The 25,960-nt window shown below is 44.9% G+C and carries 27 protein-coding genes and 10 tRNA genes; 3 read left to right on the top strand and 34 right to left on the bottom strand.

Translation table 11 applies throughout. From position 1 onward, the window contains the following. Positions 1 to 128 precede the first annotated feature (128 nt). The 26 genes from KP77_RS03570 to acpS form a co-directional block, all read right to left on the bottom strand. Positions 129 to 202, bottom strand: a tRNA-Gly gene (locus KP77_RS03570). 18 nt (positions 203 to 220) lie between these two features. Then, a tRNA-Arg gene (locus KP77_RS03565) sits at positions 221 to 297 on the bottom strand. A 9-nt stretch (positions 298 to 306) separates the two neighbouring features. Beyond that, positions 307 to 392: transfer RNA gene (locus tag KP77_RS03560), tRNA-Leu, on the bottom strand. Between the two features lie 72 nt (positions 393 to 464). Further along, positions 465 to 546 (bottom strand) — tRNA-Leu (locus KP77_RS03555). An 11-nt stretch (positions 547 to 557) separates the two neighbouring features. Next, positions 558 to 633 (bottom strand) — tRNA-Lys (locus KP77_RS03550). A 9-nt stretch (positions 634 to 642) separates the two neighbouring features. After that, a tRNA-Gln gene (locus KP77_RS03545) sits at positions 643 to 717 on the bottom strand. 8 nt (positions 718 to 725) lie between these two features. Next, a tRNA-Asp gene (locus tag KP77_RS03540) sits at positions 726 to 801 on the bottom strand. 30 nt (positions 802 to 831) lie between these two features. After that, a tRNA-Glu gene (locus KP77_RS03535) sits at positions 832 to 906 on the bottom strand. 6 nt (positions 907 to 912) lie between these two features. Continuing rightward, a tRNA-Ser gene (locus tag KP77_RS03530) sits at positions 913 to 1,003 on the bottom strand. Between the two features lie 7 nt (positions 1,004 to 1,010). Continuing rightward, positions 1,011 to 1,085, bottom strand: a tRNA-Asn gene (locus KP77_RS03525). A 480-nt stretch (positions 1,086 to 1,565) separates the two neighbouring features. After that, positions 1,566 to 2,039 (bottom strand): SprT family protein, encoded by a 474-nt coding sequence (locus KP77_RS03520; protein WP_041121362.1) that lies wholly within the window; start codon positions 2,037 to 2,039, stop codon positions 1,566 to 1,568. 12 nt (positions 2,040 to 2,051) lie between these two features. After that, positions 2,052 to 2,465 (bottom strand): hypothetical protein, encoded by a 414-nt coding sequence (locus KP77_RS03515; protein WP_041121361.1) that lies wholly within the window; start codon positions 2,463 to 2,465, stop codon positions 2,052 to 2,054. Positions 2,466 to 2,480: 15 nt separating this feature from the next. Then, positions 2,481 to 4,649, bottom strand: coding sequence for a Tex family protein (locus KP77_RS03510; RefSeq protein WP_041121360.1), 2,169 nt, complete (start codon positions 4,647 to 4,649; stop codon positions 2,481 to 2,483). A gap of 267 nt (positions 4,650 to 4,916) precedes the next feature. Then, a complete protein-coding gene (locus KP77_RS03500) occupies positions 4,917 to 5,513 on the bottom strand; it encodes a PP2C family serine/threonine-protein phosphatase (protein ID WP_041121358.1) in 597 nt (198 codons plus the stop codon). Continuing rightward, entirely contained in the window at positions 5,513 to 6,307 is a 795-nt protein-coding gene (gene sigB, locus KP77_RS03495) for an RNA polymerase sigma factor SigB (protein ID WP_041121357.1), read from the bottom strand. The genes KP77_RS03500 and sigB overlap by 1 nt, the downstream gene beginning before the upstream one ends. Then, entirely contained in the window at positions 6,285 to 6,755 is a 471-nt protein-coding gene (gene rsbW, locus KP77_RS03490; RefSeq protein WP_456152085.1) for an anti-sigma B factor RsbW, read from the bottom strand. Before rsbW ends, sigB begins: the two co-directional genes overlap by 23 nt. Beyond that, positions 6,755 to 7,090, bottom strand: coding sequence for an STAS domain-containing protein (locus tag KP77_RS03485; protein WP_041121355.1), 336 nt, complete (start codon positions 7,088 to 7,090; stop codon positions 6,755 to 6,757). Before KP77_RS03485 ends, rsbW begins: the two co-directional genes overlap by 1 nt. Positions 7,091 to 7,233: 143 nt before the next feature. Further along, complete coding sequence (locus tag KP77_RS03480) at positions 7,234 to 8,244, bottom strand: PP2C family protein-serine/threonine phosphatase (RefSeq protein WP_041121354.1); 1,011 nt, start codon at positions 8,242 to 8,244, stop codon at positions 7,234 to 7,236. A 16-nt stretch (positions 8,245 to 8,260) separates the two neighbouring features. Beyond that, the gene (locus KP77_RS03475) at positions 8,261 to 8,662 is read right to left on the bottom strand and encodes an anti-sigma regulatory factor (RefSeq protein ID WP_039807354.1); all 402 of its coding nucleotides are present in this window, start codon (positions 8,660 to 8,662) and stop codon (positions 8,261 to 8,263) included. A gap of 4 nt (positions 8,663 to 8,666) precedes the next feature. Beyond that, on the bottom strand, positions 8,667 to 9,023 hold the full coding sequence (locus KP77_RS03470; RefSeq protein WP_039807352.1) for an STAS domain-containing protein: 357 nt from the start codon (positions 9,021 to 9,023) through the stop codon (positions 8,667 to 8,669). A gap of 3 nt (positions 9,024 to 9,026) precedes the next feature. Next, positions 9,027 to 9,854: an STAS domain-containing protein gene (locus KP77_RS03465; RefSeq protein WP_041121353.1), complete on the bottom strand. Its 828-nt coding sequence runs from the start codon at positions 9,852 to 9,854 to the stop codon at positions 9,027 to 9,029. 115 nt (positions 9,855 to 9,969) lie between these two features. After that, positions 9,970 to 10,320 (bottom strand): type II toxin-antitoxin system PemK/MazF family toxin, encoded by a 351-nt coding sequence (locus KP77_RS03460; RefSeq protein ID WP_041121352.1) that lies wholly within the window; start codon positions 10,318 to 10,320, stop codon positions 9,970 to 9,972. A 4-nt stretch (positions 10,321 to 10,324) separates the two neighbouring features. Further along, entirely contained in the window at positions 10,325 to 10,606 is a 282-nt protein-coding gene (locus tag KP77_RS03455; RefSeq protein ID WP_039807347.1) for a CopG family ribbon-helix-helix protein, read from the bottom strand. 154 nt (positions 10,607 to 10,760) lie between these two features. Further along, the gene (alr, locus tag KP77_RS03450; protein ID WP_041121367.1) at positions 10,761 to 11,906 is read right to left on the bottom strand and encodes an alanine racemase; all 1,146 of its coding nucleotides are present in this window, start codon (positions 11,904 to 11,906) and stop codon (positions 10,761 to 10,763) included. A gap of 52 nt (positions 11,907 to 11,958) precedes the next feature. Further along, positions 11,959 to 12,972, bottom strand: coding sequence for a LolA family protein (locus KP77_RS03445; protein WP_041121351.1), 1,014 nt, complete (start codon positions 12,970 to 12,972; stop codon positions 11,959 to 11,961). Between the two features lie 523 nt (positions 12,973 to 13,495). Beyond that, the gene (acpS, locus tag KP77_RS03440; RefSeq protein ID WP_041121350.1) at positions 13,496 to 13,852 is read right to left on the bottom strand and encodes a holo-ACP synthase; all 357 of its coding nucleotides are present in this window, start codon (positions 13,850 to 13,852) and stop codon (positions 13,496 to 13,498) included. A gap of 65 nt (positions 13,853 to 13,917) precedes the next feature. On the opposite strand from acpS, the gene KP77_RS03435 reads away from it, so the two are divergent. Further along, positions 13,918 to 14,514: a rhomboid family intramembrane serine protease gene (locus tag KP77_RS03435; RefSeq protein WP_041121349.1), complete on the top strand. Its 597-nt coding sequence runs from the start codon at positions 13,918 to 13,920 to the stop codon at positions 14,512 to 14,514. Between the two features lie 37 nt (positions 14,515 to 14,551). Here the strand turns inward: KP77_RS03435 and KP77_RS03430 are convergent, their stop codons facing one another. Both KP77_RS03430 and KP77_RS03425 read right to left on the bottom strand, forming a co-directional pair. Next, positions 14,552 to 16,069 carry a PH domain-containing protein gene (locus KP77_RS03430; RefSeq protein ID WP_041121348.1) on the bottom strand — a complete coding sequence of 506 codons (1,518 nt, stop codon included), beginning with the start codon at positions 16,067 to 16,069 and terminating at the stop codon, positions 14,552 to 14,554. After that, positions 16,062 to 16,544, bottom strand: coding sequence for a PH domain-containing protein (locus KP77_RS03425; RefSeq protein WP_041121347.1), 483 nt, complete (start codon positions 16,542 to 16,544; stop codon positions 16,062 to 16,064). The genes KP77_RS03430 and KP77_RS03425 overlap by 8 nt, the downstream gene beginning before the upstream one ends. 163 nt (positions 16,545 to 16,707) lie before the next feature. Between KP77_RS03425 and KP77_RS03420 the strand changes: the two genes are divergently transcribed. Then, complete coding sequence (locus KP77_RS03420; protein ID WP_041121346.1) at positions 16,708 to 17,265, top strand: hypothetical protein; 558 nt, start codon at positions 16,708 to 16,710, stop codon at positions 17,263 to 17,265. Between the two features lie 621 nt (positions 17,266 to 17,886). Here the strand turns inward: KP77_RS03420 and KP77_RS03415 are convergent. The 5 genes from KP77_RS03415 to KP77_RS03400 all read right to left on the bottom strand — a co-directional run bounded on the left by KP77_RS03415 (position 17,887) and on the right by KP77_RS03400 (position 23,125). Further along, on the bottom strand, positions 17,887 to 19,341 hold the full coding sequence (locus KP77_RS03415; protein WP_052473937.1) for a DEAD/DEAH box helicase: 1,455 nt from the start codon (positions 19,339 to 19,341) through the stop codon (positions 17,887 to 17,889). A gap of 360 nt (positions 19,342 to 19,701) precedes the next feature. After that, positions 19,702 to 20,415 carry an alpha/beta hydrolase gene (locus KP77_RS03410; protein ID WP_041121345.1) on the bottom strand — a complete coding sequence of 238 codons (714 nt, stop codon included), beginning with the start codon at positions 20,413 to 20,415 and terminating at the stop codon, positions 19,702 to 19,704. Positions 20,416 to 20,492: 77 nt separating this feature from the next. Beyond that, entirely contained in the window at positions 20,493 to 20,651 is a 159-nt protein-coding gene (locus KP77_RS18075; protein ID WP_160289498.1) for a hypothetical protein, read from the bottom strand. A 37-nt stretch (positions 20,652 to 20,688) separates the two neighbouring features. After that, positions 20,689 to 22,050, bottom strand: a complete 1,362-nt coding sequence (locus KP77_RS03405) for a UDP-N-acetylmuramoyl-tripeptide--D-alanyl-D-alanine ligase (protein ID WP_041121344.1) — start codon at positions 22,048 to 22,050, stop codon at positions 20,689 to 20,691. Positions 22,051 to 22,063: 13 nt separating this feature from the next. Then, positions 22,064 to 23,125 (bottom strand): D-alanine--D-alanine ligase, encoded by a 1,062-nt coding sequence (locus KP77_RS03400; protein WP_041121343.1) that lies wholly within the window; start codon positions 23,123 to 23,125, stop codon positions 22,064 to 22,066. A gap of 283 nt (positions 23,126 to 23,408) precedes the next feature. On the opposite strand from KP77_RS03400, the gene KP77_RS03395 reads away from it, so the two are divergent. After that, positions 23,409 to 24,596, top strand: a complete 1,188-nt coding sequence (locus KP77_RS03395; RefSeq protein ID WP_041121342.1) for a dicarboxylate/amino acid:cation symporter — start codon at positions 23,409 to 23,411, stop codon at positions 24,594 to 24,596. Between the two features lie 241 nt (positions 24,597 to 24,837). Here KP77_RS03395 and KP77_RS03390 read toward each other — a convergent pair whose 3' ends face one another. Next, positions 24,838 to 25,923 carry an NAD(P)/FAD-dependent oxidoreductase gene (locus KP77_RS03390; RefSeq protein WP_041121341.1) on the bottom strand — a complete coding sequence of 362 codons (1,086 nt, stop codon included), beginning with the start codon at positions 25,921 to 25,923 and terminating at the stop codon, positions 24,838 to 24,840. Positions 25,924 to 25,960 lie beyond the last annotated feature (37 nt).

The raw sequence follows: 25,960 nt of genomic DNA, 5'->3' as shown, positions 1-25,960 counted from the left end.
TCTCCGTAAAGTGTTTGAAAAGCTCATTGTCTTTTTTGTTCGAAAAAGACTTAAAATCTTAAAACGTTGACGTTTGGTTGTTTAGTTTTCAAGGTTCAAGGTTCAAGGTTCAAGTATTTCAAAAATAATGGAGCGGGTGATGAGAATCGAACTCACGACATCAGCTTGGAAGGCTGAGGTTTTACCACTAAACTACACCCGCATATAAGGTTGTAAAATATGGCGCGCCCGAGAGGAGTCGAACCCCTAACCTTTTGATCCGTAGTCAAACGCTCTATCCAATTGAGCTACGGGCGCTTACTTGTTTGGTGCGGTCGAGAGGAGTCGAACCTCCACGGGATTTCTCCCACTAGGCCCTCAACCTAGCGCGTCTGCCATTCCGCCACGACCGCTCGGTTTCGAGCGACAAGTAATATTATATCAATATAACTTCTAAGTGTCAATACTTATTTGTAAAATAATAATGCGGGTGGAGGGACTTGAACCCCCACGCCTTGCGGCACTAGATCCTAAGTCTAGCGTGTCTGCCAATTCCACCACACCCGCATGAAACAAAATGGTGAGCCATGAAGGACTCGAACCTTCGACCCTCTGATTAAAAGTCAGATGCTCTACCAACTGAGCTAATGGCTCCAATAAAAATGGCTGGGCTAGCTGGATTCGAACCAACGCATGACGGAGTCAAAGTCCGTTGCCTTACCGCTTGGCTATAGCCCAATAAAAAATGGCGGTCCCGACCGGGATCGAACCGGCGATCTCCTGCGTGACAGGCAGGCATGTTAACCGCTACACCACGGGACCAGATGAAACTATGTATTTTTCAAAAATAAGTGGTGACCCGTACGGGATTCGAACCCGTGTTACCGCCGTGAAAGGGCGGTGTCTTAACCACTTGACCAACGGGCCATGTTCTGGCGGAGAAGGAGGGATTTGAACCCTCGCGCCGCTTACGCGACCTACACCCTTAGCAGGGGCGCCTCTTCAGCCACTTGAGTACTTCCCCATAAAAATGGCTCCACAGGTAGGACTCGAACCTACGACCGATCGGTTAACAGCCGATTGCTCTACCACTGAGCTACTGTGGAACGATATCATTCAATTGTTGCAGCAAGCCTTTATGTAAGTTATTCACTTGGCGTCTCTCTTTCCGACGTATAATATCATAACAGATACTCAAAACATAAGTCAATAACTTTTATAAAATAATTTTAGTTATTTTCGTTTGTGTATGCCGTCCGCTTCAAAGGCTAGTGAATGTAATTTACCACATTTAAGAGGCGATGTCAAAAGCAATCCACAAATATCACGAAGAAATCACTCCTTGTCTCTCCCACCTTTCTTCTATTAGAAATGCTCAGTTAGAGCGGGCTCGTGATTTCCACTCCGGGTGAACGCTTTTCGCATAGTTCCTCCGCTTTATGTGCCCTCATGCCTCACTACCCTTCTATTACTGGAGTCACCCTCATGCCTCTACAACCACTTGCTCCGTTCGAACAACATTTAACTTTAATATACCTTTAGAAATAGAAAAGCTCCCGAAGGTTAACACCCAAGGGAACTCTCTACTATACTTTCGACTGATCCACACCTAGAAAAGTCAGTTTGCCGCTGCATTTACCACAGCGGTATTTACTGGTATCAAACCTTCTCTTACGGTGATACAATTGACCGCAGCCTACACATTCATATACCTTGTTACGCGGAAGCTGCCTTTTCTTTTGTGAAGGGAGCGGCGTACAGAACCTTGGCGCTCCTACATTTTTAATCAGTTCTCTGAAGTCGCGGTCACGGTGCTGATACCCTTTTCCTTCTATATGAAGGTGGTAATGGGCAAGCTCGTGTTTAATAATACCTGTCAGTTCTTCATAGCCGTGTTCATCCAGATACTTTTTATTGATTTCAATATGGTGGCTTACCAGCAGGTATCTCCCGCCTGTTGTTCGGAGCCTTGCGTTAAAGTAGGCCTGATGCCGGAATGTTTTTCCGAACGATTCAAGTGAGATATGTTCTGTCAGTTGCTGTAATTCTTCGTTTGTCATGGGATGCCCCTTTTAGATGAACAGAAAAATGAGCGCGACAAGCGGCATTGATGTGATGAGCTGTGTGCTGATCAGTGAAAAAGAACGTACCTGCCCTTTTACTTCTGCCGGCACTTGCTGATTCATTCTGATCAGTACCTGAGTGACACCAAACGCAGCTGAGGCAAGAATGATGATAAGCGGAATGAGTGGCAGCCCGTTATCCGGTCTGTCCATCAGTACATATGCAAGCAGCATAATAACGATTGGTACAAGCTCAATGATCATAGTTGAAAAGAAGAAGCGTGTAAGTACAGCTGATACTGTCATACCCTCCTCGCCGCGTCCTTCTGCGGTTTTTATGACGGTACCCAGGTGCGCAATATAGTTGAATGTGATGCCAAGTGCCGCAACGGCTGCAGCAATGGCGATAACATAATAGACCATTTTTTATTCCTCCAATTAGTCAGTCTGGTCGGCTGGCTGCAGCATGGTGAGTGCGATTCTGCCTTTTTTGACGTCAACCTGTTCAATCCAGACAGTTACGACGTCTCCGAGTGATACAACATCAAGCGGGTGTTTTACAAAGCCTTTTTTCAGTTTTGAAATATGCACAAGTCCATCCTGTTTGACACCGATATCCACGAATGCACCAAAATCTACTACGTTGCGGACTGTTCCCTGCAGTTCCATGCCAGGCTTGAGATCTTCCATTTTAAGCACATCTTTTTTCAGGATCGGTTTGTCAAGCTCATCACGCGGGTCACGGCCAGGGCGGATCAGTGCTTCAATAATATCTTTCATCGTATGAATGCCGATACCTGTTTCCTCTGACCACTGCTCAGGTGTTTTTTGAATGATCGCTTCTTTCAGCTCTTCAGTACCGATTGCATTCAGGTCATACCCCGCCTGCTTGATCATGCGCTGTACATCCTGATAGTTTTCAGGGTGAATCGCTGTTTTGTCGAGCGGATTTTCCCCTTCTGCAATTCGCAGGAAGCCGATACACTGCTCATATGTTTTTGCACCGAGACGCGGAATTTTTATCAGCTGTTTGCGGTTGCTGAATTTACCTGCTTCTTCACGGGCTTTTACGATATTTTGTGCAACGGTTTTTGAGAGACCTGCTACATACTGAAGTAGTGAAGGTGATGCTGTATTCACGTTCACCCCTACTTTATTTACCGCTGTCTCCACAACAAATGTCAGAGATTCATTCAGCTTTTTCTGTGACACGTCATGCTGGTACTGTCCGACGCCGACTGATTTCGGATCGATTTTCACGAGTTCTGCGAGTGGATCCTGCAGCCGTCTCGCGATCGATACAGCACTTCTTTCCTCAACCTGCAGATCCGGGAATTCTTCACGCGCAACGTCAGAAGCAGAATATACACTTGCGCCGGCTTCATTCACAATCAGGTAATACACTTCCTGATCAATTTCCTGAAGCTGATCCGCTACGAATTGTTCCGTTTCTCTTGAAGCAGTACCGTTCCCAATTGCAACAAGCTCAATATCAAAGTCTTGTACCACCTTTTTAAATGTAGCGGCTGCTTTGGAAGGATCTTTTGTTGTATGCGGATAAATCACGCCGATGTACAGCATCTTCCCTGTCTCATCTACGACTGCCAGCTTACAGCCTGTGCGGTAGGCAGGGTCAACACCGAGTACTTTCTTTCCTTTAAGTGGCGCCTGCAGCAGAAGATTTTTCAGATTTTCAGAGAAAATGTGAATCGCCTGATTTTCCGCTTTTTCAGTGAGTTCATTTCTAATTTCTCTTTCAATTGATGGGAGGATCAGTCGTTTGTAGCTGTCTTCAATGGCTTCCGCGATCTGGTCAGCTGATACTGACTGAGGATATTTTACGTGCTTGCGCTTTAATTCTGAAAGGATTCGTTCCTGATCCGGCTGGATCGAGACGCGAAGCACATCTTCTTTTTCACCGCGGTTTAATGCGAGTGTACGGTGCGGAACGATTTTTGAAACCGGCTCTTCGTATTCATAGTACATCTCGAAAATGCCTTTTTCATCAAGCTCTGCTTTCTTGACTGCAGAAGTAATCTTACCGCTTCTGAAAGTCTGATTTCTTATGTATTCACGGATTTTCGCATCATCTGCATACATTTCAGCAATGATATCTCTTGCTCCGGCAAGTGCTTCTTCAGCATTCGGCACTTCTTTTTCCTCTGAGATAAATTCAGATGCTTTTGCTTCCACATTCCCGTTTCTAGGGAAGGATAAGAGCCATTTTGCTAATGGTTCAAGACCTTTTTCCTTCGCTTTGGTTGCCCGTGTTCTTCTTTTTTGTTTATAAGGACGGTAGAGATCTTCTACTGCCTGCAGTTTATCAGCATTTAGAATGGATTGTTTCAGTTCTTCTGTCAGTTTGTCCTGCTCTTCAATCAGACGCAGCACTTCTTCTTTTCGCGTCTCAAGGTTTTGAAGGTAGACCCAGCTGTCAGATATATTTTTGATTTGAACTTCATCAAGTGCCCCTGTCATTTCTTTGCGGTACCGCGCGATGAATGGTACGGTATTTCCTTCATTCAGAAGTTCAATTACTTTTACTACTTTGTCAGCACTAATTGAGATACTGTTTGCCAGACGGGCGATCTGTTGTTTTTGGTCCATGCCTTTCACTGCCTTTCTATAATCATATCCGAGATTAATTGTACCATAGAGTATTTAGCTCTGTTGACCCTGGCTGTTGATTTCCGCTGCAGGGGGACGCTTTCCGCATGAGCCGTTTTCTGGCTCCGGTTCAATTGGACCTCCTCAGCGCTAGGCGCTTGCGGGGTCTCACCTGTCCGACTTCTCCTGCTGGAGTCGCCCCCTTCCGCTTCAATCAACAGCTGTGCAAATTCTAAAGCATGTTTTTTACAAAAAAAAAGAGACTCCTTAATGAGGCAGTCTCCCAATGATAAAGGTTGTATCGTCGCTTCCCGAAACGATTGAATCGAGATAAGTTGAAATATAGTCAATTGAGCGTCCTGACTGTAGCAGCGGTCGTACACGTGTAATCTGCAGTCCGTCTGAATGAATGAGAAATGATGCGCCATCTTCATAAGCAAAGCTCTGCGTCTTATAGCGCTGTGGCCTGCCGGATAAATATCCGGTTACCGGCAACGGGTAGGTCAGCTTGCCTGCTTCTGAATAAAAATAAAAGCGGATATTTCCAACACAGCTGTATGTAACCTGTCTTGTGGCATATTCGATTTTCACAATCGCAACTGCCGCGCCCCTTTTCTTCGCAAGGGACTGATTGGCTCTTTCCATCAGCTGGTCAACGTCTTCATCCATGTTTTCCTCTACTGCACTGCAAACTGCCTGGGAGGCTTCATGTGCATACTTTCCGCTCCCAAGTCCGTCTGCCAGTACGCATATAAAATAGTCATCAGTTGCTGCAAAATAATAACTGTCGCCGCAATCCTGTCTTCCATCCTTTGCGTACTGTCCAGCATGTACGGTAACTAAACTGTGGTCAAGTACTTCCATCAGGCAAAATCCCCATCTTCAGCATTTTCCTGCTGAATGGCATCACGCAGTTTTTTGATGGCTCTTCTCTGCAATCTTGACACATGCATTTGAGAAATGCCGAGCATATCACCCGCGTCTTTTTGACTCATATTTTCTAGATACGTAAATTGTATAATCTGTTTTTCTCTATCACTTAACACATGCAGCACTTTCTCAAGTACCATGCGCTGATCTGTTTTTTCATAGTTATCATCCATGCTGCCAACGATATCGAGCAGTGTAACTGTACTTCCGTCAGAGTCTGCTTCAATCGAATGGTCAACTGATAGTGCCTGATAACTTTTACCCATTTCCATTGCTTCGAGAATTTCTTCTTCAGAAACTTCCAGATGCATGGCAATCTCGCTTACTTTTGGGGAGCGCTGCAGATCTGTTGTAAGCTCTTCAACTGTTGCTTTGATTTTCGGGCCGAGTTCTTTGATTCGGCGCGGTACATGAACGCTCCATGTCTTGTCGCGTAAAAATCTTTTAATCTCACCGATAATCGTTGGAATCGCGAAAGCTTCGAAGCTTTTTCCAAAGGTATCATCATAACGGCGGATCGCACCAAGGAGACCGATCATGCCAACCTGTGCGATATCTTCGTGATATGACTTTCCCTTGGAATATTTTCTGGCGATGGACTCTACAAGATTCTTGTAATGAACAACAAGCTTATGCTGTGCATCTTCATCCTGTGTTTCCTGATAGGCTTTGATCCATTCCAGTACTTCACTTTTGCTTGGTTGATTAGGTTGAGACAGTTTCCGCATCCCTCTCCACCTGCTCTTCCTCAATGTACTTTGTCATGAAGACCGTTACACCCTCTTTTTGACTGATCTTCACGTCATCCATCAGGCTTTCGATCAGGTAAAGACCAAGCCCCCCTTCACGGAGCATGTCAACCTGCGAGCCCTCATTGTAAGGCCCTACTTCTTCTTTTACTTTCACAAAATCAAAACTTGAACCGTGGTCTGCCACGATTACTTCAAGGCGATCGTTGTATAATGCAAATCCGACAACGATTTCTCCCTCATCATCACCTTGATAAGCATGCTGAACAGCGTTGGTAATTGCTTCACTTGTCGCAATCTTCAAATCTTCAATATCATCATAAGTGAAGCCCATGCGGCTGGCCACACCTGAAATCGTCAGGCGGGTCACACCGACATACTGAGCTTTGGCGGGTATCTTCATTTCAATGTAATCAAATGGTTTCATCATTCCATTCCACCTTTTACTTCGGAGTTAATATCCATGATGTCTGCAAGTCCAGTGATGTCAAAAAGGCGTTTCAGGCGATCTGAAAGACCAATAAGCTGAAGATGTCCGCCATTTGCTTTAATTCCTTTGAACAATCCGACAAATACACCAATGCCCGTACTGTCCATATAACTTACATCAGAAAGGTCAGCTACTACGTGAATGCCTTCCTGTTTCGATAGAGGTTCTGTTTTCTCTCTTAAAGCCGGTGCAGTATAAGCATCAATTTCCCCTGCAATTTCAAGTCTTGCAAAATCTTCTCTCTGCTCTGTTATATCAACTTTAATATTCATATTAGTTCCACCTTTTTTTCGAATGTCCAGCCCCCCTGGCCCTCTGATCGTGCAGCGAGGCGCCGGCGCTTTTACACAAAATCTCCGTAAGACGTACTTGTAAACTACCCTAACTGCAGGGAGTTAAACGTAATCAGCCGGAACTATTTTGTTCTTTTTAAAATGATAATTGTAAAGTCATCCCTTAATTGGAAGTGCTGAAGGCGTTCCAGGTCACGGAAAATTTTATTTACAATTTCCTGCGGCGGGAGTTCTATGTACTCATTGATATAGGAAATTAACGTTTCACGTTCAATGAACCCTTCATCGGTACGGCACTCTGTTACCCCATCAGACATCAGAATGACCATATCTCCTACTTCAACTGCCTGCTCATAGCGCTTATACTTTGCGTTTTTATCAACACCAAGTAAAAGCCCTCTCGCTTCAAGGTCAAGAAACTCTTTATCTTTTCCGCGGTAGAAAAAGCCAGGCTCATGGCCTGCAGAAGCAAAGTGCAGGATATTACTGCGCAGCTCATACATACCATAGAACATCGTGATGAACATAGAATCGTCGATGTTCTGTTCTACTACTCTGTTGAGACTTTCAAGCACGGCGCTTGGGTCTTTACGATATTCAGGAAGACTGTCCATCGCATACTTGATCATAGACATGCAGAGTGCTGCCGGAATCCCTTTACCGATGACATCCGCAATAGCTACATTCACAGAATGATCGCCGTCATGAACAAAGTGATAATAGTCTCCGTTCATCTGTTTGGCAGGAACGCTGAGTGCTCCGATTTCGAGACCATCCACTGTTGGAACCGATGTCCCAAGGAGTGTATCCTGTACATTGGAGGCGATTTCCATTTCATTTTTTAATTCCTTTTGTGTATCAAGCAGACTTTGATGCTCTCTGAAAGCGAATCCGTATGCTGTCATGACTTCTAGCAGAATATCAAAAGAATGCCAGACTTCCGGTGAGAGGTCAGGCATTAACTGCTGCATTGCATTCTTTTGAAGACTGATAACTTCCTCCGGCGGCACCTTTTTCGCAAGGGCAGTCCGGCTGAATTGCTGAGCAGCATATAAAGCCTGCTCAGACTGGTTGTTCATATATTCCTGCAAAATTTTACTATATTGTGCTTCTAGTGTCTCTTGTTTATTCATTCGTCAAATGCCCCTCCTATCGGAGCCATTTTGTTGCGCGGATATCTGTACCTTCGCCAGGGTTTGAATCAATGTTGAAATCATCCATTAATCTTCGTACACCCGGCAGGCCAGCTCCTAGACCCCCTGAAGTTGAAAAACCGTCTTCCATTACTTTTCTAATATCTGGAATACCCGGACCTTTATCCAGTGCAATAATTCTGAGCCCTGCTTTACCATTTTCATTCAGCCGGTCAATACATAATTGACCTTCTCCTGCATACAGGTAAATATTTCGGGCGAGTTCACTGATGGCTGTTGTAATTCTAGCCTGATCCACGGTTCCAAATCCCAGCTCTTTCGCTACATTTCTGCCAAGCTGGCGAGCAGCTACGATATCCCACTCGTTCAGAATGGATACACAGGATTGGATTTCCATATGGTCAGTCCCCCAATTCCTGTTGAAGTTTCTCTAAACCTTTTTCCAGATCAAGTGCTGTCATTACATCATCAAGTCTGATGCCAAGCTCGATCAGTGTAATGGCAACTGCCGGCTGAATTCCTGTAATAACAACTTTCGCACCCATTAACCTGGACATATTAATTACATCGCCAAGCACTTTAGCGATAAATGAATCGATAAAATCAATTGATGTAATATCAATGACAACACCGCGCGCATTGGTTTCATGGATTCTTTTTAGCAAATCTTCCTGAAATTCAAGGGCAGTCTGATCATCTAACTCCCATTGAATTGAAATTAAAAGGCAATCATTCAGTTTTAGGATCGGAATTCTCACCGTTTACCCCTCCAATTCCACTATTTTTCTGCCTGTCATCTCTAACGCCAGCTCAACACCCTTTTTCATTGTGCTGGTTGTAATAAACTTGTCCAAATCTATCCCCAGATTAACAATCGTCTGGGCAATTTCAGGCCGGATTCCGACCAGCATGCACTTCGCCCCAACCAGGTGAACCGCTTCTGCTGCCTGGATAATATGGTGAGCAACCATTGTGTCTACTACTGGCACGCCTGTAATGTCTATCAGCACGACTTCAGAGCGGTGGCTGACCACTCCGTCAAGCAGATTTTCCATCACAAGTCTTGCTCTTTCAGTATCAATGGTTCCTACAAGCGGCATAACTGAAATCTGTTCCATCACCGGAATTAACGGGGCAGACAGCTCCTGAAGGGCCATCTTCTGCAGAGATACAGTTTTCTCCCATGTTTCTGCATATGTCTGGATGATTTCATTCGAGATTGGTGTCATCCATTTATCGAGGAGTTCCAGATAGTCTCCTTCTCTTTCTTTATCTATACTTCCATATTGGACTAAGTTTTCCTGCACAGTATGTACAAATTCTCTCAATCCTTTTACAACCAGCGCAACCGGCCAGCCGAGTCTGACTACTTTGTCAGAAAAACTCTGAAGCTTTTCTTTATATTCTCTATCTTTATCTTTCAGATTGAGTAGAATAATATCAAAAAACTCTGAGCTCGTTGATTCAAATATGTGCTCTGGCATAATGTCAATGATGCGCGCATCTGTATCGCTCGTAAGCTGCTCTTTCCATAACCGTTCGAGCTCTTCACGATGATCTTCAATGTGCGCAGTGATTTTGTTATACAAATAGTTCACCTCTAACTTATCATTCTGTATTCGTACTTATGTTCTATTATAGAGGAGTGTTGCCGCCGGGTCTATCGATATGAAAAAAAACGCTCCTGAAAGAGCGTTTTCCACATTAGAGGTCTATCAAGCCAAGGCTGATCTGAAGTGCCTCGTCTACCTTTTCCATCGTCTCGTCATCCAGATGGGTTATTTTGTCTGTTAGTCGTTGTTTGTCTAGTGTTCTGATCTGTTCCAGCAAAATAACTGAATCACGTTCAAAGCCATTGCGCTTTGAACTGATTTCAACATGGGTAGGAAGCTTGGCTTTTTGAATTTGTGCTGTAATTGCTGCGACCACTACTGTGGGACTAAACCGATTTCCGATGTCGTTTTGGATGATGAGAACGGGGCGGACTCCACCTTGCTCTGAACCGACAACGGGAGATAGGTCAGCAAAAAATACGTCTCCACGCTTCACTATCAAAGCGTTATCCTCCACTTACCAGACGTTCAATGGTATGGTCTGCTTCGTATTCTGCCTGTAGTGCCTCCGAAGCCATTGATAAGTTGATCTTCGCCATTTCCATATAGCCCCGGCGCATCGCATCTTGAGTTTGTTTCCTGCGTCTGTCACGGACATAAGCTTTTGTTGCGCGATAAATACAGTCACTGCAGCTTAATTCTTCCTGTTCGGCAAACGCTTCCAGTTCTGTTAGCAGTTGCTTTGGTAATCGTACCAAGATTTCTGATGTTGCGCTGGATTCCGACACAAACTACACCTCCACCATCATATGCATACCTATTTTTTCTGAAACATTTATTCTTTCGTTCATTCATCATTCAAGTCCATGTTTATATTAACATTAAAAACCCGTACTGAAAAGGTTCTCTTTTAAAATATCTGACAATTCTTTGCAAAAATGATTATTTCAGATGATTAAAGACCTTTTTTATCACACCGTTTTCCCAATAGATCCGGGGCAGCCTTGCAGCCAGCAGACAGGCAGATTCATAGTGAATCGTTCCATTGTGGGCTGCAACATCATCAAGCAGGATACAGTCATTTTCAGTACTCCCGACTAGCGTGACAACTGTGCCTTCTTCCATTTCAAAAGGCAGCCTGATCATACACTGATCCATACAGACCCGTCCGATGATTTCTGCGCGGTGCTCTCCTGCAAGTACTTCAAAACCCTGCATCTGCCTGATCCATCCATCAGCATAACCAATTGGCAGCGTTGCAATCCATTCATCCTGCTCCGCTGTGTAGGTTGCGCCATAACTGACTTTATCCCCCTTGTTCAGCTGCTTTACCTGAACAATCTTAGTGTAAAGGGAGAGTGCCGGCTGAAGCGTAACGGGCATCTCACTCCGGATATCTCCTGAAGGCACAAATCCGTACATTGAAATACCGAAACGTACAGCGTTAAATGCTGTATTATCTCTGAGAAATGCACCTGCGCTGTTAGAAGCATGAACCATTTCCGGCTGCTGCTCAAATACCTCAAGGAAGTCATGGAAACGTTCATGCTGCCAATCAGCATAGCTGCGGTCAGGCTCGTCCGCTGTCGCGAAATGAGTGAAGACCCCTTCTATCGTTAAATGGGAAGAATCAGCTACAAATCTTTCTGCTTCCTTTAAAGCTGCTTTTTCTCTAAATCCGATCCGCCCCATTCCTGTATCTATTTTCAAATGTACGTTCAGCGTCTCGCGATCAAGAACATTTTCTGCTTTTCTCAGCCAGTCACCTGAAAACACAGTCAGGCGGATTCCATGCTGCGCAGCAAGTGCGGCATCTTCAGGGCGTGTGGCACCAAGCACCAGGATCGGAGCGGTAAAGCCGTGCTTTCTAAGAAAGAGCGCTTCATCAAGAAAAGCCACTGCCAGCCATTCCGCTCCGCTTCCAAGTGCTGTCTCTGCTACTTCAAGATAACCGTGTCCATACGCATTCGCTTTTACAACAGCCATAATCACTGTGTCTTTTTTCAGGCGGCCGGACAATTGAGTGATATTATGTCTGACTGCATCCAGGTCTACCTCAATCCATGTGTCTCTGTGGAATTCATTCATCATCATCTGGCACCTTCTCTTGTCACAGGATTTGCTCCTGTTTTGGATGCCGTTATTTTATCATAGACCCTTGCACTGAGCGAGCGACTTCGAGCATTTCCTCTTCTGTTAGATCATTCGAAGCAAGCATGTAGTTGACTCCATTAAAGGTCCATTCCAGTGAATTCTCAGTCATAGAGCCCACTGCAAAGCCGAGATCCGCTATTTCTCCCATAGCCTCAGATGTGGTCAACATGACAGGTGCAGCATCGAGCTTCTCCTGAATGATCGTATAATTCTTCGCACCTTCATACGTCAGAATCACACGGCTGCCGTTATCTGTCTTCACTTCTTTTTCCTCTTTCAGTGCAGCGCCTTCGATCTCAGCAGTCGGATACAATACCGCCCACTCTTCCGTTTCTTCGCCGTCACCTGAAACAGGCATTTCAAGCTGGGCGCCCATCATATTTTTCTCAAGGTTAAAATCGCTTTTTTCAAATGTTGCTTTGTAATCAACTTCACTGAAGCTCAATTCAATTTTCACATTTCCTTCTTCATCTTTCACTTTTACATCAGTCGGTGCAAGTGTCTTCTTATCAAATGTAACCTGCTGAAGCGGGAACATCTGCTGATGCTTGTACCTTGTCTTCGTATCAAATACATACTGCCCTTCCTGTTCTTTAAATACTGCTTCCTTATCCTCCTGAATATCCTTTACAAGCGATTCAGCCAGATAAGCCTGACTGCCATTCGAAGGCCAGTCACTCTGAAAACGGAAGCTCTTGTTCAACGCAGGCGTCAGAACAAATACACCTTCATCATTCCTGATAATCATCTGACTCTGCTTGTCTTCAGCATGCTTCAGATGGACCCTGTAATAATGGGGCTTCATGTGCCAGACTTCCACATCATATTCCTGTGGTGTCTCTCCTGTATTAAAGGTCATCTTCGCTTTTGCCTTGTAGCTTTCAGTCTCCTCCACCTTGTCCATCAGATCCTGAGCCGCTTCTTCCCTCGTCTTCTCACCGCACGCAGCCATCAGCATCACTAAAAAGACCATTATCAAACAGAGAGCGGTTTTCTTCATGGTTTCCTCCCCTTCACTCATTAAGCATCGTTGCCAGTGCACTTTCAGTGTATGAAAGGAAATGGGCTTGTATGACATAGAAAAGCGGAAGCAGGCGTTAAGGGGCGTATGCGCTGGACTGAAGCGGATTGAGATAAAGGAAACACGATGAACGCAGTGAATCGATGTTGACTTATCTTAAGGAGCTGAGGGAAGCGCACTAGCCCCTGCCTGCTGGAGCTGGACACCTTCGAAAAGCGGAAGACCCTTGGTCGGCTCCGACGGGCGTAAGACGCGGTACCGGCGGGGCGGTCGAATTATTGAAAAGGTGATTGAATTAAGGCGCGAGGTGATACTAATATTCATAAAGGTGATTGAATTCCTTCACCTTTTTCGAATACATGTCTAAGATGACGCAATTATAAGCAAAGGCGATTGAATAAACAAAAAGGTGATAGATAAAACTGAATTGCTGATATATTTCCAAAACCAACCCTTTCATCAGAGATCCATCTCCACAAACCAAAAATAAAAACAGGCGCACCTAAGCACCTGTCCCCTCAATCACCACCTGCGCAGCGGCATATTCTTTTGTATGGGTGATGCTTACATGTACCTGATAATCCGTATGACTGATGTAAGGTTTGCCGGATGAGGCTTTTTCAATCTCAATATCCTGAAAAGACAGCTCACGTCCAATGCCGCACCCAAATGCTTTTGCATATGCCTCTTTTACAGCAAAGCGCCCTGCCAGAAATTCAATTCTCCGTCTTTCACCAAGCTGCATGAACTGCTGCTGTTCACGTTCAGTGAGGACACGCCGGATGATTTTCGGCTGTCTGACAAGCAGTTGGTCTATCCGTTCAATTTCTACAATATCCAAGCCGATTCCATGAATCATCTGAGTCACCTTTTTCGTATAGAATCCTGTATGATAGAACTAATCAGTTACAGGGAGGATTTCATTTGTTTGTACGTACTGAAAGCTTATCACAGTTTATCAGGTTTTACCCTGTCGTATCACTGCTGATCCTGATCCACGCGCTCGTATTTATTGCGACTTCACTTCCGGGCGGCATTGGATCTTCAGTCCTGTTTTCACTCGCAGGTATTAACGGATTAATTTCTCAGGGGGAATACTGGCGTCTTGTTACACCGATCTTTGCACACGCTGACTTGTTTCATGTGCTGTTCAACACATTTTCATTAGTGCTGTTTGCACCTGCACTTGAACGGCTGCTTGGATCTTTCCAGTTTTCAGTTGTTTATTTACTCACTGGCATTATCGCCAACGTTGCTACTTGGGTATTACAGCCACCTTTTTACTCTTCCGTCGGAGCCAGCGGTGCGATCTTCGGCCTGTTTGGATTATACGGAGCGATCTGGCTCATTTATAAGCAGGCAGCACCTCTCGAGATCAGACAGGTTATGGTGCCGATCATTGCGATCAGCGTTGTGATGACATTTTTCGGTTCAAATATTAATATAACCGCGCACCTTGCAGGGCTTGCAGCAGGCGTTTTGATTGGCCTGTTCATTTTTCAGCAGCGGCGTCGGGAATAGCAAAATGCCTGGAGCTTTTAACGCTCCAGGCATTTTCTTATTGTCCCTCAAATTCAGGATTCGTCATAATCGGTTCATGTACCTTTTTCACTTCTGCTTCCGGGCTGTACCAATCCATAACGAGATCCGTGTCTTCTTTTGCAACATGCGCAATACTGCTGTGGCTGCCGCTCGTGTAGGATTTAATCGTTGCATGCAGTGTCGCAACGTCACCTTTACGCTGGAAAAACGTCTGGGTCCATTCGACTGACTGAATCCGTTTCTTTTTGAGATAAACAATTTGCTTGCTGATGCCTCTGTATTTCAATGTCAACTGATCACGTGATGCGCTCCATCCGGCTGTTTTATACTGCATCCAGCCAAGGGCCACTGCCACTGGGATCAATATCAGCGAGATCAGACCGAGCGGGAAAAAGAAATAAGAAACCGGCACGATGACGATCAGCGAGAAGAATACTTTCCAAAAAATATATCGCTTAAGGGCACGTCTCGGTGCACCGGTAAATTCAGTCTGCCAATGATATTCAGGTAAAATTTCATCCAGAATCGCATACGTTTCTTTTTCACGGATCATCGGCAATAATCTGATCGCATTAGAGTCTTTTTCAAGAACAGACCCGCCTGCACTTTCAATCGTCACGGATGTATATCCAAATGGCTCCCGCATAATATTCTGATCAAACGTGATTCCCTGAATTCTTTTAAGTGGCACAGTCGTCTGCTTTTTCTCAAGCAGTCCACGGGTGATTACAATGTCCTTATCCACAAGCCTGACTGTAAAATGCGCATAGCGCAGAAACGTCAGTCCGACTGCAATGAGCCATGCGACAAAAAAGACCAGCACAGCCAATATCCCCGCAAGCAGGAAGCCCGCTTCCACAAAATCAATCAGCTCCTGAAATACAGCTTCATATGGAATAATCTCTCCAAACTGTGAAAGGAAGATCAGGATACCACCGATGACAACGCCGGCTCCCCCTGAAGTAGTTGCCATGACCACAAGATCTTTCGGGCTCATTTGATACAGGACCTGCTCATCAGGCTCCTGCTCCACTGTTTCCTCACCCTCAGGCAATTCAGCATTTCCTTCTTTGAGCCGTTTTTTAGCAGCAGCGATCATGCGGTTCAGATCATCTGCTTCAACTTTTGTAATCGCCGTCAATTCTGCCTCTGACTCTAACGTTGAAGAACTGCCGGCTGTCTCCACCTTTACTTTTACAAGCTTTAAAGGCCTGTGCAGCACGCCTTCTGTATAGTTCAGGCTCTGTATTCGTTCAAAAGGAATATAACGTTTTTTCTTTACTAATAAACCCTGTTCAATTTTAAGTTCATCTTCTTCAACCCAGTACTTAAAACGCCACCATTTGATCACGCCAAGAAAAAGAAACAGAATGACCATGGCACCCATAATTAAAAAAGGCAGAAAATCAAGAAAGGATTCTCTTTCCCCGCGATTTAAAAAGATCAGGATCACAAATGGAATAAATGCTTCTTTCAGCGTTTTCAGTGCATTCATCACTGCGGTAATCGGGTGCAGGCGTTTTTCTTCAGACATCGTCTTCAGCCACCCTTGCCAAAGCAGAAATTGAATCTCTTAATGCATCTGCTTCATTAATATCAAGCGCAGGAATCTGATGCAGTGTGGCTGCTGTTGAAATACTGACTGTGGCAAGTCTGTATTTACGCAAAATCGGTCCCTGCTCTGTTTCTACGTGCTGCACACGAACCATTGGCACCAATGTACGTGTCACAATGAAGATTCCATGCTGCAATTCAATCTCTTCTTCCCTCACTTCATAGCGCCAGCGCTTCCACTTCAGCGTTGGCAGAACAAAAACAAATAATACAATTTCAAGTATTAGTGCGATCGCTGAGCCGATGATAAACCAGATCGACCAGTCAAATATGAGTGTGAGCGTTGTTAACCCTGCCCCAATTAACAGGGTGACTGCTGCAGAAATCCAGCCATACAACTTCCAGACGGTTAACGCCCGCTCAGAAATTCTCATCTTAGGCTCCTGTCTCCCCATCTTTTTCTCTCCTGTCTATATGTATCATTTATGTATCTACTTTATCATACGAATTGCAGGTCATATACGTTTCAAAAGTTTTCATGGAAATATTTTAAAAAACGAAACTTTTTATCAAAAAATTCTGTATAGTAGATATGAAATTATTGTAAGGAGGATGTTTATGCACCGCGATTTTACAGAAGGTAATATCATGTGGATTGTTTTAAGCGTGATCACCTTTATTGTCAGTCTGATCTTTGCTTTTATCGGCCCAAATCTGCTCCACTATCTGTTCTTTTCCTATGGAGATGTCATCACCATACGTACGCCTGCTCTATCTAATATCCTTTTCGGCGCTTTTGGACTCCTATTGTCTGTATTCTTTTTCATGATGTATAAAGAAGGAAAGGTATTCAAAGGAACCGGCTTCGGACTTCTGGCAGTTTCACTTGTACTGCTTGTGCTGAGCTTAACAAATTATTCTGTATTGAGAGAAGAGAAAATCATCCATAATGATCTTTTCGCTGTCACTTCAAATGAATATGCATGGAGTGATGTAGAGGATGCTGTTCTGCTCAAACAGAATGAAGAAGTGAAATACGATACTCTTATTCTTAAAATGAATGATGGGGAAAACCTTGAATTTGACCGTAATGCACAAATGCAAACCGCTTTCTCTAAAATCGACGGCATGCTGCAGGCAAACGGGATTGTTTTTACATTTCAGGAGAGAGAATAATGAGGAAGCTGTCCGGATTTTTGGGCGGCTTTTTTTGTTAGGGATGGTGTGGATGAGGAAGATGTAAGGCCGGGCCGGTCTCGAGGATGAGATGGGAGTGGGCATAATTCCTTCAACAGGGCTGCTTTTTCCATCAATTTAGAAATTATTCCTTCAATCTGCTAGGCGTTTCCTTCAATATTAAAATTAATTCCTTCACCTGCCATGATTCCCTTCAATCCGTTCATGATTTCCTTCAGCCGCAAGCACAATTCAATCAGGCCAAGTCACTTTTCCTTCAGACCTTTTCTCCCGCATAAAAAAAGGCTGCACCGGAACAAGTCCGTGTGCAGCCTTTTGTATATATGTCCAGCTTCAGCGCCCAACCCCTCGAGTCATAAGCCATCCATCGGTAAACGGGAAAGTTCACCCGTTTTCCGCTGCGCGTCTTATGCCCGTCGGAGCTGACCAAGCGCCTTCCGCTTTTCTATGTTGTCCAGCTCCGGTTCGCAGGGGCTAGCATGTTTCCTTCAGCTCTGTCCGATAAGTCAACATCGGCTCACTTCGTTCACCGTGTTTCCTTTATCTCCGGCGCTTCAGTCCAACATGTACGCCCCTAAACGCTCACCTACGCTTTTCTTATTATCCTTCGCGTGATTGACGCTTTGGCTGGCGCTGACGGCTGTTGTAAGGCTTGCCTCCGCCTTTCCCGCCACGGTTTCCACCGCGGTTGCCAAACTTTTTGTCGTCTTTGCGATACGATTTCTTCTTAGAAGAAAGTGGGCGCTCAGGTGTGATGTCTACTGGTGTTTCATCTGGCTCTTTTGTAAGAATCTTAAGAGCAGCTGCGATTAGATCCAGTGATTCTTCACCATCGTTTAATAATTCACGAGCAAGTACTTTGTACTCTTCAAGGTTGTTTTTCTTAAGTGTTTCTTTCAGTTCGTCAACTGCTGCGCGCTGAAGACCTTCAAGTGCTTCAGATGAACTTGGTGGACGCATTTGCTCCATCTTCTTCTTCGTTGTTTGTTCAACAACGCGAAGGTAGTTCATTTCACGTGGTGTAACGAATGTCATCGCCATACCTTTTTTACCTGCACGGCCTGTACGTCCAATACGGTGAACGTAGCTTTCAGGGTCCTGAGGAATGTCGTAGTTGTATACGTGTGTAACGCCTGAAATATCAAGTCCACGCGCGGCAACGTCTGTTGCAACAAGTACGTCGATACGGCCTTCTTTGAATTTCTTCAGTACGCTCATACGCTTCGCCTGTGTCAGGTCACCGTGAATTCCTTCAGCCATATAGCCGCGGATTTCAAGTGCACGAGCAAGCTCATCAACACGGCGCTTTGTGCGTCCGAATACAATTGCAAGCTCAGGTGACTGAACGTTGATCAGACGTGAAAGTACGTCGAATTTCTCACGCTCATGTGCTTTTACGAAGAACTGCTCGATATTTTCAACAGTCATTTCCTTCGCTTTTACTTTCACAACTTCAGGCTCTTTCATGAAGCGTTCAGCAATCTTGCGGATCGGTCCAGGCATTGTTGCTGAGAACAATAGCGTCTGGCGAGTTTCCGGAACGTTTTTAAGGATTGATTCGATATCATCGATGAATCCCATGTTAAGCATTTCATCTGCTTCATCAAGTACAAGAGTCTGAACCTGATCAAGCTTCAGTGTGCGGCGGTTAATGTGGTCAAGCAGACGGCCCGGTGTACCAACAATGATATGCGGGTTCTTTTTCATTGCACGGATCTGGCGCTGAATATCCTGACCTCCGTATACTGAAAGAACGCGTACACGCTTGTCGCTTCCGATCTTATAAAGCTCTTCTGATACCTGGATCGCAAGCTCACGAGTCGGCGCGATGATCAGACCTTGGATATTTGGTGATTTTGTATCCACTTTTTCAAGCATTGGAATACCGAAAGCAGCCGTTTTACCTGTTCCTGTCTGCGCCTGCCCGATAATGTCTTTTCCTTCTGCTGATAGTGGAATTGTGCCAGCCTGAATCGGCGTTGCCTCTTCAAATCCCATACGTTTAATTGATTTCTGGATTACTGGACTAATTGGTAGTTCTGAAAAAAGTGTCAAATCCTTCATTCTCCTTTGTTTTGTGAATCATCTATTTCATACACATAGCTAAGATCGCTCAGAAGACTGCGACAGCCTTTGTTCGTTGTCCTTAACATTTAAAATAACAGGGGCATTTCTTCCCCAAAAAGAAAACCCGGTCATAGGCCGAGTGCGTCAGAGATGCCAATATGTCAATTGGTCTTTCATGCTGGTTAAAGACAACCATCAAAAATACGCAGGACAAAATACGTCCGTCACGAGATGATCCCGCTTTGCGCATTTAAAAGTTATATCACACTCTTCTTATAAATAAGAGAGCTTTTTGCTAATTGTAGCAGATGTCTTACGTATCTTATCATGTCTATTTTCAAAAAACAATCATCCGTTGTCAGGAACTTTCTCCTGTTTTAAAAAGAAAGCGATCTCATGAAAAAGCTGATCACAGTCGGACCCATAGCATATCAGGTGTTTAGACGATTTTGATAAATATAATCTTTTTTGGTAAGTTCCGACCCGGTCGTAGACGAATCTGGCCGCTTTTGGAGGCACGATTCCATCCATCTGTCCCTGCGCAATGAAAACAGGCACTCTGATTTTGGGCAGCAGCGGAACGACATACGTTGCCAGGCGTCTGAACTCTCTTGTGGAGCGGATTGGTGTATGAAAAAGCTTATACTTATAATGACCAAACCATTCGTTTTCATTCAGCTTACGTCTTAATGTATCTGCAAATACTGTTTTAACATCACTCAGGATCTGTTTCGGATTAATATAAAGAGCTGCCGCGCTTAGCAAGACCAGTTTTTTCACCGGATAGTGGATGGTCAGATAAGCTGCGATGAGACCGCCCATTGAAAAGCCGACCACATATATTTCATCACAATACATATACAGCCTTTTCAGTTCTTCTTCAGCATATGTGATCCATTCAACTGCGTTCGTTTCATGCAGCCTGAGATGTCTGCCATGCCCCGGAAGCACCGGCACTGAAATAATCCAGTCTGTATGCTCACGCAGGTATCTGGCAAGCGGGTTCACCTCATAAGCGCCCCCTGTGAATCCGTGAAGCAGCAAGCATCCTGTCTGTCCCATGACGTCCCTCCGTTCAATCTTCTACCGTTTTTTATACCCATAAATGATGGTTTTAAATCTTTAGCGGATGCTGTGTTTTAACTGCTGGTGGTTGTATCATCGCCGATTGTGGTCGTGTTGCGGCTGCTGATGGTCGCATCACCGCCAATTATGGTCGCATCGTCTCCGCTGATGGTCATATCACCACCGCCCAAGGTCGCACCCTCTTCGCTGACAGTCTGATCACCCACATCCACACAAAAAGCCGCCCCACAGGACGGCTTTTCAAATGCTTTATTTAAAAGCTTCGATCACTTTCTCAAGCTCCATTCCGCGGGATCCCTTCACCAGCACAAGGTCTCCTTTAGACAGATGCTTCTTCAGTTCCGCCACGAGTTCATCATGATCCTTGAACCAGTAGACGAGCGGCGTTCTCTGCAGGGCTTCTTCAGCAAGCCACCTCGAGCGTGGACCGTACGTGAGCAGGACCGGAATCTCATTAACGTTGATCTTCTGGCCGATCTCACGGTGGAAAGTTTCTTCGTCGTCACCAAGTTCAAGCATATCTCCGAGAACAGCGATCTTTTTCCCGGATGTTTTCGCCTCTTCTAAAAACTGAAGTGCAGCAAGCATGGAGGTCGGACTTGCATTGTAGGCATCATTAATAAATACTTCTCCATTTGCCCCTTCCACACGTTCCATGCGCATAGCTGTCATTTCAGTTTTCGCAAAGCCTTCTTCAATCTCTCCAAGCGTCAGACCGAGATGAAGCGCTGTTCTGATAGTGGCAAGACCGTTCAGGACATTATGTCTTCCCAAGACTGGGATAGAGACCCACGTTTCTTCCGTACCGAGCTGGATACGGCTTCCCGATTCATCGATCTCAGTATTTCTCGGGTAAAGACCGTTTGTATCTTCATAGCCATACGAAGCGCTTTTCAGCCCCTCCGTCTGTTGAACGAGCGCTTTTAATAATGGCTCATCGCCGTAGTAAAACAGAATCCCGTTCTGATTCAGGCCTGCAATGATTTCGAACTTTGCCTTCGCAATGTTTTCTCTTGATCCGAGGTCCTGCAGGTGCGATTCCCCGATATTCGTAATGACTGCGATATCAGGTGTTGCGATGTTGCTGAGCAGTTCGATCTCACCAAATCCACTCATACCCATTTCAAGCACAGCCACATCTGTGGATTCTTTTATATTCAGAAGCGTTAACGGCAGACCCAGGTTATTGTTAAAGTTTCCTTCTGTTTTCTGCACGCTGTATTTTGTTGAAAGGACGCCTGCAATCATATCCTTGGTCGTTGTTTTCCCATTACTGCCTGTAATCGCAACGACTTTAAAATGGTTTTCCTGTCTGTAAGCTGATGCGAGCTGCTGCAGTGCAGCTTCCGGGTCATCCACAAGAATAATCGGCAGGTCATGTGGGACATCAGGTACATCTTTTTGCCATAGTGAAATACCCGCACCTTTTTCAAAAGCCTGACGGACATATTTGTGGCCGTCGGTTTTTTCTCCCTTAAAAGGCACAAACAGATTGCCGGGCTGGATTGTCAGGGTATTAATGCTGGCTCCTTCAGCAACTGCATCCTCAAACCCTTGTGCAGGAACGTCAGCTTTCAGGATCTCAGCAATTTCTTTTAACGTTTTTTTCATGACTGGCTTCTCCTCAGATTGAAGTTTTTAGTTTCTGTTTATCTTCATAGCGTTCCATTCCGAACTGAACCAGCTTTTCAATCAGTTCAGCGTAAGGCACACCAGTGTTTTCCCATAATAGCGGGAACATACTGTAAGGAGTGAATCCTGGCATTGTGTTAATTTCATTGATATAGATCTCATCGTTTTCAGTTACAAAGAAGTCTGCACGTACAAGTCCAGAGCAGTCAACTGTCTGAAATGCAGTTTTAGCCATTTCCTGAAGCTTTTCAGCCATACCGTCCGGCAGCTCAGCTGGAATGATCATGACAGAATCGCCGTCTACATACTTCGATTTATAATCATAAAAGTCCTTTTTTGCTACGATCTCGCCCGGTACTGATACTTCAGGGAAGTCGTTGCCAATGACACCAAGTTCAATCTCACGCGCTTTGACGCCTTCTTCAATCACAATCTTGCGGTCAAATTGAAACGCTTCTTCAAAGCCTGCTTCAAGCTCAGCACGGTTTGTACATTTGCTGATGCCGACACTTGAACCAAGATTGGCCGGCTTAATGAAGCATGGATAACCGATTTCTTTTTCTGTTTTCACGTAGCTTGCTTCCTTATCCTTTTCCCAGGCAGAGCGAATAAATGACGTGTAGCCTACCTGAGGAAGCCCGGCATCTCTGAACAGGTTCTTCATGATTACTTTATCCATACCGGCTGATGAAGCAAGAACACCATTCCCGACATAAGGAACATTCAGCACCTCAAGCAGCCCCTGGACTGTTCCGTCTTCCCCATTTGGTCCGTGCAGCAGTGGAAACACGATATCGTATGAAGCTTCCTGCGCAGGAACGAGTCCTTCAGCAGGCGATACTTCTGCCTGCGCTTCAAACTGGAGCTGCTTCACATCTTCCACCGGTTCAGTCAGTGCGGCACCTTTTCTCCATTCACCTTCTTTTGTAATAAATACAGGGTCAATATCAAATTTAGTCAGGTCCAGTGCTTTAATTACGGCTTTCGCTGTCTGTAATGACACTTCATGCTCTGCAGACTTTCCGCCGAACAGCAGACATAGTTTTGTTTTCATTTATATAGTCCTCCGTTTATCTCGTGATCTATGTAAAAAGTTCATTTCAATTTCCTTCTCCATCTTACCACGTTTTTAATTTTTCTAAATGAGTTTGATGAATCGATTTTTTGTTTTTTCACTATAACAAAAACACTACTTTAAGGGTTCAAAATCATTTATTTTACTGACAATTCTAAATTATTTTATTATTACTAATTAAACTTTTTCCCTTAACAACGTATAATCATCGCGTTATAATCCATCTATCAAATACAACTGTACACAATAGGAGGACTTTACCATGAAAAAACTTGGATTACTTCCCCGCATTGTGATTGCGATTGCACTTGGTATTGCAATCGGGAGCTTCAGTCCTGAATGGCTGATCCGTGGGGCAGCAACTTTTAATGATTTATTCAGCGGCTTTCTGTCATTTGCTATTCCACTCATTATCATTGCATTTATCGCGCCGGGTATTGGTGCGATGGGACGCGGTGCCGGTAAAGCACTTGGACTGACGGCCGGTATTGCTTATGCATCAACAGTAATCGCAGGTTTGATTGCATTCTTAAGTGCTACTATCCTATACCCCATTCTTCTCGGCTCTCAAGCATCAAGAGCATTCGAGAATCCGGAAGAAGCACTGCTTAGCGGGTATTTCGGTATTGAAATGACACCAGTTATGGGCATTATGTCGGCACTGCTGCTGTCTTTTGTTCTTGGAATCGGAATTTCTGCTTTTAAAAACAGCATCCTTCAAAAAGGATTGGAAGAATTCCGTACGATTATCCAAAAGCTGATTGAAAAAATCATCATTCCACTCCTTCCTATTCACATATTCGGAATTTTTGCGAATATGACTCAGGGTGGACAGGTCAGCGCAATTATTAACGTATTCCTGCTTGTGTTCGTGATGATTATTATTTTGCACGTGTTATATCTAGTGATGCTTTATACTACTGCAGGATCACTGCACGGTAAGAGTCCGTTCAAAATGCTGAAAAATATGATGCCTGCTTACTTTACAGCGCTTGGTACACAGTCTTCTGCTTCAACGATTCCAGTCACACTCGAGCAGTCGAAGAAAATGGGTGTACGTGAGAAGACAGCTGACTTCTGTGTGCCGCTCCTGGCTAATATTCATTTAGCAGGAAGCACGATTACACTTGTGAGCTGCGCGATGGCCGTGATGCTGATTCAAGGCGATGTAGCGACATTCGGTCAGATTTTCCCGTTCATTCTGATGCTTGGTGTGACAATGATCGCTGCACCTGGTGTACCTGGTGGCGCAGTGGTTGCTTCACTCGGACTGCTTGAATCCATGCTCGGCTTCTCAGGCGCAATGACATCACTGATGCTTGCACTTTATCTGGCGCAGGACAGCCTTGGTACTGCAGCGAATGTAACGGGAGATGGCGCGATCAGCTCCATTGTGGACCGTTTTACGAAACGTAAGGTGAAAAGTGAGAATGCGGTGAAGGCCGGATAAGGTTGTGTTGTGTTGTGTTGTGTGGTTCGTGGTTCGGCGTAAAACATGTGGTGTTCGACGCAAATGTGCGGGTGTTCGACGGATACAGCGTCGTGTTCGGCGTAAAACCGCCGATGTTCGACGCTCACACACGCATGTTCGACACTTCAGGCCTTTTGTCCTAACCCCATTTCATATTCATAACCTCACACAACAACCCAAAAGCCCGTAAACGCACACACGTTTACGGGCTTTTATCTGCTTATTGATACTTCCGCATATAACCACGATCAATATAATCCTTCCACATCCATGCCCAGCGCCCGGCTTTACGCCAATTACCATAAAGCATGAGTGCTTCCATACCGCCTGTCGAGAGCAGAATAAGCGCTCGTTGTTGCGGGGTGTAATCAGCGAGCGGCTCGCGGTTAAGACTTGCGAGCAGGTTATGATAGAGCACTTCACCCTGTCTGACTGCATAAACCCCGCTCTTTGGCAGATCAGGATGTGTCACAAGGGCTACGCAGTCGCCAGCTGCAAATATGCTGCTGTCATCAATTGTCTGCAATCCTGCGTTTACTTTCATAAATCCTTTCTGATCTACGGGCAGCCCGGATGCTTCGAGCAGTTTTGGTGCCTGGGCCCCGCCGAGAAAGATGACTTCCTGATACAGAATGTTTTTCTCATTTTGCGTCAGTACGTAACGATCAGTTACTTTCACAGCATAATCATTTTTTATAAAATGAATGCCTTTTTCCTCGAACATGGATTCAATGACCTGATCTGATTTACGGTCAATGAATTCGTTTGAGGCGATCACTGTGATACGGTCGTATTTGCGTCCGTGCTGCTGTTTCCACTGATGGAACGAAAACGCCATCTCACAGGCTGCTGCACCGCCTCCGATGATAACGAGTTCTTTTGCTTTGCGGCAGGCTTCGATTCTGTCTGGAAAAAGGTGTGCAGGCTTCATCTGCGTCTGTCTTTCTGCAAGTCCTTCGATCTGTTCGGGTGCTGTATGAGAGCCGATATCGAGCGAAAGCCGGTCGTATGCAAGTGCAAGCTGTTCTCCATCTGATAGCGTGACAGTCTGATGTTCAGGATCGAATGATTCTACTGCTGCTTCTATAAAATGAATGCGTTTCTTTTCGCATAATTGTTTGAGATCAATCCGGATATCTTCTATTGAGTATAACCCTTCGGCAAAGCCTGAAAACATACCGGAATAGTAATGGTAGCGTGAGGCTGACACGAGGATCCATTTTACTGAAGCATCATGATGTGATGACAGGCGCTTCAGCACTTCAAGATGCGTGTGACCGCCCCCTGCAAGAATAACTGTTTTCATAAAATCCTCCTGTGTGTTTTCTCTATCATAGCAGGCG

Source organism: Jeotgalibacillus alimentarius (genome assembly GCF_000829445.1).
GTDB lineage: Bacteria > Bacillota > Bacilli > Bacillales > Jeotgalibacillaceae > Jeotgalibacillus > Jeotgalibacillus alimentarius.
This window is presented reverse-complemented; position numbering and strand designations above follow the sequence as displayed.

Bases quoted from the DNA above. Each gene is read 5' to 3' on its own strand.
- KP77_RS03520 (WP_041121362.1), bottom strand. From the start codon at position 2,039: ATGACAAACGAAGAATTACAGCAACTGACAGAACATATCTCACTTGAA.
- KP77_RS03515 (WP_041121361.1), bottom strand. From the start codon at position 2,465: ATGGTCTATTATGTTATCGCCATTGCTGCAGCCGTTGCGGCACTTGGC.
- KP77_RS03510 (WP_041121360.1), bottom strand. From the start codon at position 4,649: ATGGACCAAAAACAACAGATCGCCCGTCTGGCAAACAGTATCTCAATT.
- KP77_RS03500 (WP_041121358.1), bottom strand. From the start codon at position 5,513: ATGGAAGTACTTGACCACAGTTTAGTTACCGTACATGCTGGACAGTAC.
- sigB (WP_041121357.1), bottom strand. From the start codon at position 6,307: ATGCGGAAACTGTCTCAACCTAATCAACCAAGCAAAAGTGAAGTACTG.
- rsbW (WP_456152085.1), bottom strand. From the start codon at position 6,755: ATGAAACCATTTGATTACATTGAAATGAAGATACCCGCCAAAGCTCAG.
- KP77_RS03485 (WP_041121355.1), bottom strand. From the start codon at position 7,090: ATGAATATTAAAGTTGATATAACAGAGCAGAGAGAAGATTTTGCAAGA.
- KP77_RS03480 (WP_041121354.1), bottom strand. From the start codon at position 8,244: ATGAATAAACAAGAGACACTAGAAGCACAATATAGTAAAATTTTGCAG.
- KP77_RS03475 (WP_039807354.1), bottom strand. From the start codon at position 8,662: ATGGAAATCCAATCCTGTGTATCCATTCTGAACGAGTGGGATATCGTA.
- alr (WP_041121367.1), bottom strand. From the start codon at position 11,906: ATGAATGAATTCCACAGAGACACATGGATTGAGGTAGACCTGGATGCA.
- KP77_RS03445 (WP_041121351.1), bottom strand. From the start codon at position 12,972: ATGAAGAAAACCGCTCTCTGTTTGATAATGGTCTTTTTAGTGATGCTG.
- acpS (WP_041121350.1), bottom strand. From the start codon at position 13,852: ATGATTCATGGAATCGGCTTGGATATTGTAGAAATTGAACGGATAGAC.
- KP77_RS03430 (WP_041121348.1), bottom strand. From the start codon at position 16,069: ATGTCTGAAGAAAAACGCCTGCACCCGATTACCGCAGTGATGAATGCA.
- KP77_RS03425 (WP_041121347.1), bottom strand. From the start codon at position 16,544: ATGGGGAGACAGGAGCCTAAGATGAGAATTTCTGAGCGGGCGTTAACC.
- KP77_RS03420 (WP_041121346.1), top strand. From the start codon at position 16,708: ATGCACCGCGATTTTACAGAAGGTAATATCATGTGGATTGTTTTAAGC.
- KP77_RS03410 (WP_041121345.1), bottom strand. From the start codon at position 20,415: ATGGGACAGACAGGATGCTTGCTGCTTCACGGATTCACAGGGGGCGCT.
- KP77_RS03405 (WP_041121344.1), bottom strand. From the start codon at position 22,050: ATGAAAAAAACGTTAAAAGAAATTGCTGAGATCCTGAAAGCTGACGTT.
- KP77_RS03400 (WP_041121343.1), bottom strand. From the start codon at position 23,125: ATGAAAACAAAACTATGTCTGCTGTTCGGCGGAAAGTCTGCAGAGCAT.
- KP77_RS03395 (WP_041121342.1), top strand. From the start codon at position 23,409: ATGAAAAAACTTGGATTACTTCCCCGCATTGTGATTGCGATTGCACTT.
- KP77_RS03390 (WP_041121341.1), bottom strand. From the start codon at position 25,923: ATGAAAACAGTTATTCTTGCAGGGGGCGGTCACACGCATCTTGAAGTG.